This window comes from Frankia sp. CgJB1 (assembly GCF_977947065.1).
This window is the reverse complement of the sequence record NZ_CDWTNB010000171.1, coordinates 1-8,630: the sequence shown is the minus strand read 5'-3', so window position 1 is coordinate 8,630 and position 8,630 is coordinate 1. Positions and strand designations below refer to the sequence as shown.

Genomic DNA, 8,630 nt, shown 5'->3' with positions numbered 1-8,630 from the left:
CCTAGACGTTCCCGCGTCGGGGCCGTGGCCGGTATCGCTGCGCTCGATTCTGCCGCGCCGCCAGGAGTGCGTGAACCTCGCCGTCCCGGTCTGCGTCTCCTCCTCGCACGTCGCCTGGTGCTCCCTGCGGATGGAACCAGTGTTCATGATGCTCGGCCAGACGGCGGCGATCGCGGCCGGAAGCGGGATTCGCCAAGGCGTCGCCGTTCAGGACGTCTCTTACTCCGACATCCGCGCCGCGTTGCAGCGGGTGCGCGTTCCACTGCCGGCTGCCGAGGGGCGACGCCGTGCTGGCCCGTGTCGTGTCCCGCACTGACACATGACTGATACATGACTGATGCGCGCGAAAAGGGAAGTCGAAGGACTTCTACGTCCTCCGGCGCACGGTGTTCGCCTTGTTGCGCCGCGAGGGGGCGTCCTGATCCACCGGCGTGAGCAGCTTCACCGACGTGGGCGGCGTCATCCCGCAACGCCCGAGCCGTGGCCTATGGTGCCGTCGTGACACCGTCCTCGAGCCCGGAGCCGCCCTCCCTACCGCTTGCTGAGGAGGATGGCGCCGCGCCTTCTTCTGACGACACGCCCGTGGGACGCTCTGCGGGTTCCGACCCCGCACCTGTCGGTGCCCAGCCACCGACCACCGGCCGCGAGCGCCGCATCCCGCCGCTGGAGCAGTTCCGTGGGCCAGTCATTGCCCGGCGTGGCCAGGTGGAGCACTCCACCACGGATCAGCGCCTGCTCGACACCCGCAGCCCCTCGGGGTTCGTCCATTCCGACCCGTGGCGGGTCATGCGGATCCAGAGCGAGTTCGTCGAGGGTTTCGGCCTGCTCGCCGAACTGCCACGGGCGGTGACCGTCTTCGGCTCGGCCCGGATTCCCCCGGACAGCCCGTTCTACGAGCAGGGCCGGCTGCTCGGCGCCGCGCTCGCCGAGGCCGGCTTCGCGGTGATCACCGGCGGGGGGCCGGGCGCGATGGAGGCGGTGAACCGTGGGGCCCAGGAGGCCGGCGGCCTGTCGGTGGGCCTCGGTATTGAGCTTCCCTACGAGCAGCGGCTCAACGACTGGGTCGACCTCGGCGTCAGTTTCCGCTACTTCTTCGTCCGCAAGACGATGTTCGTGAAGTACGCCGAGGCGTTCGTGATCCTCCCCGGTGGGTTCGGCACGCTCGACGAGCTGTTCGAGGCGCTGACCCTGGTCCAGACCGGCAAGGTCACCCGGTTCCCGGTGGTGCTGATCGGCTCCGAGTACTGGTCGGGACTCGTCGACTGGATGCGGACGACCCTGCTGCCCGCCGGCCTGGTCCAGGAGCGGGACCTGCAGATCCTCTCGATCACCGACGGCATCCACGAGGCCGTGCGCATCATCCTGGAGGGAACCGCCGGGCACACCCGGCCCGCAGGTATGGATATTCCGTGAACATCTGCGTGTACTGCGCCTCCTCCGAGCTGATCGACCCCTCGTACGTCCTGCTGGCGGCCCAGACCGGCACCGAGCTTGCCCGGCGCGGCCACACCCTGGTCTCCGGCGGAGGCTCGGTGTCGTGCATGGGAGCGATCGCCCGGGCGGCGCGGGCCGGCGGAAGTTACACGGTCGGTGTGATCCCGCGGGCGCTGGTCGCGATGGAGGTCCGCGACCTGGACGCGGACGAGATCATCGTCACGGAGACCATGCGGGAGCGTAAGGCGTTCATGGACGCGCGCTCGGACGCCTTCCTGGCTCTGCCCGGGGGCCTGGGCACCCTTGAGGAGCTGCTTGAGGTCTGGGTCGCCGGGGTCCTGCGCATGCACACCAAGCCCGTGGTGGTCCTCGACCCCGACGGGGTGTTTGCCCACCTGCGGATCCTCGTCGACGAGATGGTCGACCGCGGGTTCGTCCGCCCGCGCGCCCGGGACACCCTCCGCTGGGCGACCGGCATCGGCGAGGCGGTGGACTTCCTGGAGGCGGGTGTGACAGAGGCGACCGTCACCTCGCCCCCGCCCCCGACCCTGCGGGAGATCGTCGAGGGCGACTGAGCCCGTTCCTGTTCCTTGCCTATCCAGAGGGTTTCGTGTCCGAAAAATCCCTCTGGATAGGCAAGCTGGCTGGGTAGGCGAGGGCGGTCCTCAGGCGAGGCCGCGGCGGGCGACGGCGAGGTCGACGTCGCCCCGGATCGCTGCGACCATCCGCAGCGTCCGCCACGTCGCCGCCACCTGGTGCGCCCGGAAGACCCGGGCCCCGAGCCAGGCGCTGACCGCGGTCGCGGCCAGCGTGCCCTCCAGGCGTTCGTCGATGCCGGTGTCCAGGGTCTCCCCGACGAAGTCCTTGTTCGACAGCGCGACGAGCACCGGCCACCCGGTGGCGACCAGTTCCGGCAGCCGGCGGGTGGCCTCGAGGGAGTGGCGGCTGTTCTTGCCGAAGTCGTGCCCGGGATCGACGAGGATCGCATCCGGCCGGACCCCGAGCGACACCGCCCGCTCGGCGAGCCCCACCGTGGTGGCGACGATGTCGGCGACTACGTCGTCGTAGACCATCCGGTGCGGCCGGGTGCGCGGCGGCAGATGGCCGGCGTGGGTGCAGACCAGACCGGCGTCGAACTCGGCCGCGACCTCGGCGAGCGCCGGGTCCACCCCGCCCCAGGCATCGTTGAGCAGGTCGGCGCCCTCACCCGCGACGACCCGTCCGACCTGCGCGCGCCAGGTGTCGACGCTGATGACCAGCCGGGGGTGGCGGGCCCGGACCTCGGCGACGAAGCCACCCACGCGGCGCAGCTCCTCGGTCGCACTCACCTCGCCGCCGGGCGCGGCCTTCACCCCGCCGATGTCGATGATCCCCGCCCCCTCGTCGACCGCACGGTCGACCGCAGCCAACGCCTCGGCCGCACCGTACGTCGCCCCGCGGTCGAAGAAGGAGTCCGGGGTGCGGTTGACGATCGCCATCACGATCAGCTCGGTCGGCTCGAAGGTCCGCGGACCCAGTCGTAGCGGATCCCGCTGTAGCGGGGCCGGGTGGGCAGCGTCGGCATGCACCGGGCCAGCCTGCCAGAATCACCGCGATCGGCGGGCCGTGGCACGATCGGATGCGTGGTGCTCGTCATCGAAATTGTGATCGTGGCCGCCGTCGTCTTCGCGGTGGCCGCGCTGGCCGTCGGTCGCTTCGATCGGCTCGCCCCGGCGCCGCCGGACGGCGCTCCCACCGGACTACCTGTCGGTACGGTAACAGCCGGCGACATTGCCCGCACGCGGTTCGGGATGGCGCTGCGTGGTTACCGGATGGCCGAGGTTGACGCCGTCCTGCTTCGGCTGGCCGACGAGCTGGCCTGGCGGGACGAGGAGCTGGTCCGGCTGGCCGCGTTCGCGCGCGTCGACACCGCGCCATCGCCGGACGGGCATCGGGTTACTCGCTCGCCACAGATCGACGAGTGATCGCCGCCGACTGTCCGTGGCATCCGCCGGCTGCCTGTGGCATTACAATCGACTGTTGGTAGCCGGTCGATCTGGCCTACGCAGGGACACGTACAGGCGCCGCCATCAACATCGACGCCCACCTCTCGATGTTGCGGCGGGCGACTGTTGTGATGCCGCGCAGAGACGTGTTTCGGTTTGCGGTCCGGTCTACGGGATAATCGTCGTCAGATGCAGGTCCGACGGCAGGAAGAGGTGCACCGATGGCGGCCATGAAGCCGCGGACGGGTGACGGTCCGCTCGAGGTGACCAAGGAGGGGCGCGGCATCGTCATGCGTGTCCCGCTGGAGGGGGGCGGTCGGCTCGTCGTGGAACTCACCGCCGACGAGGCGAGTGCGCTGGGGGATGCCTTGAAGACCGCGGTCGGTTAACCTCCGTGTGTCCGTCCGTGTGCGCTGTCCTCGCGCCTGTCCCGCGGCAGCCGGGTCCCGTCGTGGTCCGGCGGTCCCGGCGAGAAGGCCGGCATGAGCATCGTTGATTCCGCGCCAGGCCCGGCGATCGACGGGCTCATCAGGCTTCCTCTCAGCGTCACCCTACGGTCCGCCACCGTCGCCGGCGTCGAGCCCGCGACCGTCGCCCTGGTCCTCGCGTCGTCCGAGAACGGACCCGTGTTCGATGAGACTGCCCGTGGCATCGGCGCCGATCTAGGACTGGATCTCGCGCTGCTGGTCGAGTCCGAGTCCCTGCGCGGCGATGCGGGTTCGGTGCTGGTGGTGCCGTTGGCCCGGACGGCTCGGCCGACCCGGCTGCTCGTGGTCGGCATCGGCGCCGGTCAACCGGGTGGCTGGCGGGCCGCGGGCGCCGCGCCGGGGCACCGGACCGGCTCGCGGTGGTGGCGGAGCCCGGCGATCCGGGCCTGCGGGCCTTCACCGAAGGCCTGGCGCTAGGCGCCTACCGGGCCGCTGGAGTGCCCGACCCGGCTGGCGGAGTGCCCGACCCGGCCGGCCGGCCCGGGCCGGAGAACGGCGTGCCCGGCGACGTCATCGTGCTCACCGGTCGGGCGGACGAGCCTGGGGCGGCGGCCGCGGTCGACGCCGCGCGGGCGGTGGCCACCGGGGTATACATCGCCCGCGATCTGGTCAACATGCCGAGTCTGGTGAAGTCACCCGCGTGGCTGGCGAACCGTGCCGTGCGCATCGCCGCGTCGGCGGGTCTCGACGCGACCCTGCTCGGCCCCGACGATCTTCTGGCGCAGGGCTTCGGGGGGTTGTGCGCCGTCGGTGAGGGTTTCCCTCGGCCGCCCTACCTGGTCAAACTCGAATATCACGGGCCACCGCGGATTTCTGGCGAGGCCGGGTTGGCGGGATCCACCGGATCGGCGGGATCCACCGGGTCGGCGGGGCCGGATGGTTCGTCGGCGGGCCGCTTCACCGATGGTCACCGGGTCCTGGTCGGGAAGGGAATCACCTTCGACTCGGGTGGGCTCTCCCTGAAGCCGGCCGTCCCGATGGCCGGCATGAAGACTGATATGGCGGGCGCGGCGGCGGTGCTCGGGGCGATGACCGCGTTGCCGGCGTTGAACGTGCCCGGGCGCGTCACCGGTCTGCTCTGCCTGGCGGAGAACATGATCGGTGCGACTGCCATGCATCCCGGCGACGTCATCACCTGCTGGGGCGGGACCACGGTGGAGGTACTGAACACCGACGCCGAGGGTCGCCTGGTGCTGGCGGACGGCCTCGCCTACGCCGCGGGCGCGCTCGACGCGGATGTCATCGTCGACCTCGCCACGCTGACCGGAGCGATCGCCGTGGCGCTCGGCCGGCGCACCGCCGGGCTGTTCAGCTCGGACGACCAGTTGGCGGCGGCGCTGTCCGCCGCGGCGGACAGCGCCGGGGAACGGGTGTGGCGGCTGCCGTTGGTGGAGGAGTACCGGGCGGCGATCGATTCGCCGGTGGCGGACCTCGCCAACATCGGCCGGGCGCTGGACGTCGGGGGCGGTTCCATCACCGCGGCGCTGTTCCTGCGGGAGTTCGCGGGCCGGCGGCCCTGGGCGCATCTGGACATCGCGGGCACCGCACGGTCGGACGCCGACGACGGCGAGATCAGCCGGGGCGGCACCGGGTGGGGGGTGCGTACCCTGCTGACCTGGCTGTCGGGTGGGCCGTCCCAGGCACCGGCGGCCTGAGTAGAACCCCGGAACCCCGGAACCCCCAGACGGGTCCCGGGTACCCCTGGGTGTTGCCGGGCCGCGAAGGGGAGGTCAGGCCGCGAGACGCAGGAGCACGGCCTCGTATCCCCGGGCGATGTCCTCGGAGAGGACCAGGGAGACCCGGAGCACCACGGTGCGCTGGACGAAGACGTACTCGGTGACGAGCGGGTTGTCGGCGGTGACGGTGAGGAGCTTCGTCGCCCGCCGCTGCGCGCTCTCCGCGTCCGCGAAGACCTCGATCGGGCCGCCGCGCTCGATCGCGTCCGCGGGGCTCCCGGAGACCTCGTTGACGCCCACCCGCGGATCGCTGAAGGCGATTCTGCTGGTGTAGCCGTTCGCCCGGCCCAGGAGACGATCGGGGTCGCTGGCCGCGGTGTAGGCGACGGTGGTGTGCAGCGGCAGGCCCGCGCCGGCCAGCCGGATCGCCACCTGCTCGGCGGTAAGGCCGGCGAGGCCGCCTCCCGCGGCCGGCGGGGAGGGGGTGGCGCCCGGTACGGCCGGCCGGGTGGGCGGAGCGCGCGCCGTGCGCCGGCCCCACCAGGCGGTTCAGCGTGTAACCGGCAATCCCGGCCAGGACCGCCATGACGAGGACGAACGTGATGTAGGGCAGCAGGCTCTCACGTGGGGCGGGCGGCGGCTCGGCGCGGCTGTCATTAGGTGTCGAAGTCGCTGTCGTGGTCGCCGTAGTTGCCGTGGTCGCCGTCGTAGACGTCATAGCGCCGGTACTCCTGTGCGGCCGGTGCCATTTACTCCCCAAGGCGTAGGAATGTCACGCTTAAGCGCACCTTACGCGTCCACCGAGGAGCCACCGGGTACCGGCACGATCAGCTGGCCCCGATCGTGTTACCGCGGACCGGTCACCCCGACCGGGGTGCCTGGCCAGCCGGCCGGGGTGTCTGGTCAGCCGACCGGGGAGGACTTGGCGACCACGGCGACCAGGAGGCCGCCGCCGGTGGTGAGGAGCATCTGGGTGAGCCGCACATCGTCACGTACAGCCGTGGCGAGTTCGCGGACCGCCACCGCCTCGGGGCCGGTGGCCTGGCCTTGAGCCAGGGCCAGCACGCTGGCGAATGCCACCACGCCGCCCGGCCGCAGCAGCCGCAGGGCCTGGGTGAGGTACTCGGTGCCCTCACGCCGGTCCGTGTCACAGAACACGAGGTCATAGGCGCCGTCGGTCAGGCGGGGGAGAACGTCGAGGGCGCGGCCGGTGATCAGCCGGCTGCGCCCCGGGGTCATCCCCGCGTCGGCGTAGGTGCGCCGGGCCAGCCGAAGGTGCTCGGCCTCGACGTCGATGGTGGTCAGGGTCCCGTCGGGCCGCATCCCGCGCAACAGCCAGGTACCGGAGACCCCGGTACCCGTGCCGATCTCGACCACCGCGCGGGCGCCCACGGCGGCGGCGAGGAAGCGCAGGACCGCGCCGGTACCCGGGCTGACCGGGACGATCCCGACCTCCTCGGCTCGGGCGCGGGCAGCGCGAAGGATCGGGTCTTCCAGCAGGAAGCCCTCTGCATAGGCGGCGGCGGACTCGAGCTCGCCGATGTCAGTGTCCGGCATGACTTCCGCAGCCTACGGGAACGGGAGACCAGGGACGCGCGTTCATCTGGTCAACGCGCATCGTGTCGAGGATCGAGGGGAGAAACGTCGGTGTCCGCAGCGGGATTCGCCGCTCCCTGGCCGGCTCGTCGGGTACGTTTGACGCGAACCGACCGAGAGGCGGCCGTGGCTGCTCAGGACCCCGGGGCGGGCTCGGACGCCGCCGGCGTCGCCGCCACCGCAGAAGCTCCTGGTTGGGTTCCTCCTTCCTGGGAAGACGTGGTCCGTGAGCACGGCAACCGGGTCTACCGCCTCGCCTACCGCCTCACCGGTAACGCCCACGACGCCGAGGACCTGACGCAGGACGTGTTCGTTCGGGTGTTCCGGTCGTTGGCGGACTACACCCCCGGCACCTTCGAGGGGTGGCTGCACCGGATCACCACCAACCTCTTCCTCGATCGCATGCGTCGCCAGCAGAAGATCCGGTTCGATGCGCTGCCCGAGGACACCGAGCGGCTGGCCGGCCGCGAGGCGAGCCCGGAGGCGGTCTACGCCGAGGCTCATCTCGACGCGGACGTCGAGGCCGCGCTCGCCGCTCTGCCGCCCGACTTCCGGGCCGCCGTCGTGCTATGCGACATCGAGCAGCTCTCCTACGAAGAGATCGCTCAGACGCTGGGCGTGAAACTGGGCACAGTGCGCAGCCGGATCTCGCGCGGTCGGGCGATGTTGCGCGCGGCGCTGGCCGATCGCGCGCCACGTACCGGTGACGGTGCCGCGTTGTCCGCCGCCGTGGCGGTCTCGGACGACGCCCTTCTCGCCGCGGAGCCCGCCGTCGGGCCGGCGGCGGAGCTCGCCGAGGCGGACGCGGCGCCGCCGGGCACGACCAGACCGCATTGGGGCCGAGGCGACGACGGGCGGCTCAGAAGCGGGGGACGGCATGGGCCCGTCGCCGCCGGGAGCAAGGGTGGTGCTCCGCGGGAGCGGCGGGCGTGACCGAGCATCTCGGCGATCGGATCTCGCCTCTCATCGACCATCAACTCGATCATGACGCTCGCGACCGCGCGCTCGCGCATCTTGCCTGCTGCGGGGAGTGCCAGCGGGAGGTGGCGGCCCTGCGGATAGTCAAGGCACGGCTGGTCGCCCTCGATGGCCCGGATCTTCCTGGCGGCCTCGCGGTCTGGCTGCTCAGCCTGGGCGGTCCGGCCGCGGTGCCCGCGTCCCCCCGGGTTCGCCCCAACAGCCCCAGTGGTCCCCACAGTCCCAGCGCTCCCAGTTCCGTCCTGCGCCGGACAGGCGGGGCCCCACCCGTCTCGACCCGGCCAGGCGTCCCGGGGCGTTCACGGTGACAGTACCGGCCCTGCTGCCGCGTTCCGCCGAGCTCCGACAGCCCCCCTCCGATCCTCGCCCGGGCGCCGGCACTCGTCCCGCCTCGCCCAGGCTCGCCGCTCGACCGGCGCTTGGAGCCACCGGCGGGGCGGCGCGCGGTCTGGGTCAGGCGGGCCGTCCCGCGC

The 8,630-nt window shown here is 72.0% G+C and carries 10 protein-coding genes and 1 pseudogene; 8 read left to right on the top strand and 3 right to left on the bottom strand.

The features are described 5' to 3' along the window. The 3 genes from AC08OT_RS16645 to AC08OT_RS16635 form a co-directional block, all read left to right on the top strand. Nucleotides 1–316 (top strand): FAD-dependent oxidoreductase (locus AC08OT_RS16645; protein ID WP_476603010.1); only part of this gene is annotated, 316 nt, incomplete at its 5' end. Nucleotides 317–582: 266 nt separating this feature from the next. Continuing rightward, complete coding sequence (locus tag AC08OT_RS16640) at nt 583–1,413, top strand: LOG family protein (protein WP_476593930.1); 831 nt, start codon at nt 583–585, stop codon at nt 1,411–1,413. Next, a complete protein-coding gene (locus AC08OT_RS16635; protein ID WP_476593931.1) occupies nt 1,410–2,009 on the top strand; it encodes an LOG family protein in 600 nt (199 codons plus the stop codon). Before AC08OT_RS16640 ends, AC08OT_RS16635 begins: the two co-directional genes overlap by 4 nt. A gap of 90 nt (nt 2,010–2,099) precedes the next feature. Here AC08OT_RS16635 and folP read toward each other — a convergent pair whose 3' ends face one another. Next, nucleotides 2,100–3,002: a dihydropteroate synthase gene (gene folP / locus AC08OT_RS16630; protein ID WP_476593932.1), complete on the bottom strand. Its 903-nt coding sequence runs from the start codon at nt 3,000–3,002 to the stop codon at nt 2,100–2,102. Between the two features lie 57 nt (nt 3,003–3,059). Between folP and AC08OT_RS16625 the strand changes: the two genes are divergently transcribed. From AC08OT_RS16625 to AC08OT_RS16615, 3 genes and pseudogenes are all read left to right on the top strand, one after another. Then, nucleotides 3,060–3,398: a DivIVA domain-containing protein gene (locus tag AC08OT_RS16625; protein WP_476593933.1), complete on the top strand. Its 339-nt coding sequence runs from the start codon at nt 3,060–3,062 to the stop codon at nt 3,396–3,398. Nucleotides 3,399–3,640: 242 nt separating this feature from the next. After that, nucleotides 3,641–3,808 carry a DUF3117 domain-containing protein gene (locus AC08OT_RS16620; protein WP_007511639.1) on the top strand — a complete coding sequence of 56 codons (168 nt, stop codon included), beginning with the start codon at nt 3,641–3,643 and terminating at the stop codon, nt 3,806–3,808. A 93-nt stretch (nt 3,809–3,901) separates the two neighbouring features. Next, nucleotides 3,902–5,562: pseudogene (locus AC08OT_RS16615) on the top strand (leucyl aminopeptidase family protein). Between the two features lie 75 nt (nt 5,563–5,637). On the opposite strand, the gene AC08OT_RS16610 reads toward AC08OT_RS16615, so the two are convergent. Together AC08OT_RS16610 and AC08OT_RS16605 are read right to left on the bottom strand one after the other, a co-directional pair. Continuing rightward, complete coding sequence (locus AC08OT_RS16610) at nt 5,638–6,015, bottom strand: hypothetical protein (protein ID WP_476593934.1); 378 nt, start codon at nt 6,013–6,015, stop codon at nt 5,638–5,640. Nucleotides 6,016–6,486: 471 nt separating this feature from the next. Next, complete coding sequence (locus AC08OT_RS16605; RefSeq protein WP_476593935.1) at nt 6,487–7,140, bottom strand: O-methyltransferase; 654 nt, start codon at nt 7,138–7,140, stop codon at nt 6,487–6,489. Between the two features lie 165 nt (nt 7,141–7,305). Between AC08OT_RS16605 and sigE the strand changes: the two genes are divergently transcribed. Both sigE and AC08OT_RS16595 read left to right on the top strand, forming a co-directional pair. Beyond that, nucleotides 7,306–8,112, top strand: coding sequence for an RNA polymerase sigma factor SigE (gene sigE / locus AC08OT_RS16600; protein ID WP_476593936.1), 807 nt, complete (start codon nt 7,306–7,308; stop codon nt 8,110–8,112). Next, a complete protein-coding gene (locus tag AC08OT_RS16595; protein ID WP_476593937.1) occupies nt 8,109–8,465 on the top strand; it encodes an anti-sigma factor family protein in 357 nt (118 codons plus the stop codon). The genes sigE and AC08OT_RS16595 overlap by 4 nt, the downstream gene beginning before the upstream one ends. The last annotated feature ends 165 nt before the right edge of the window (nt 8,466–8,630 follow it).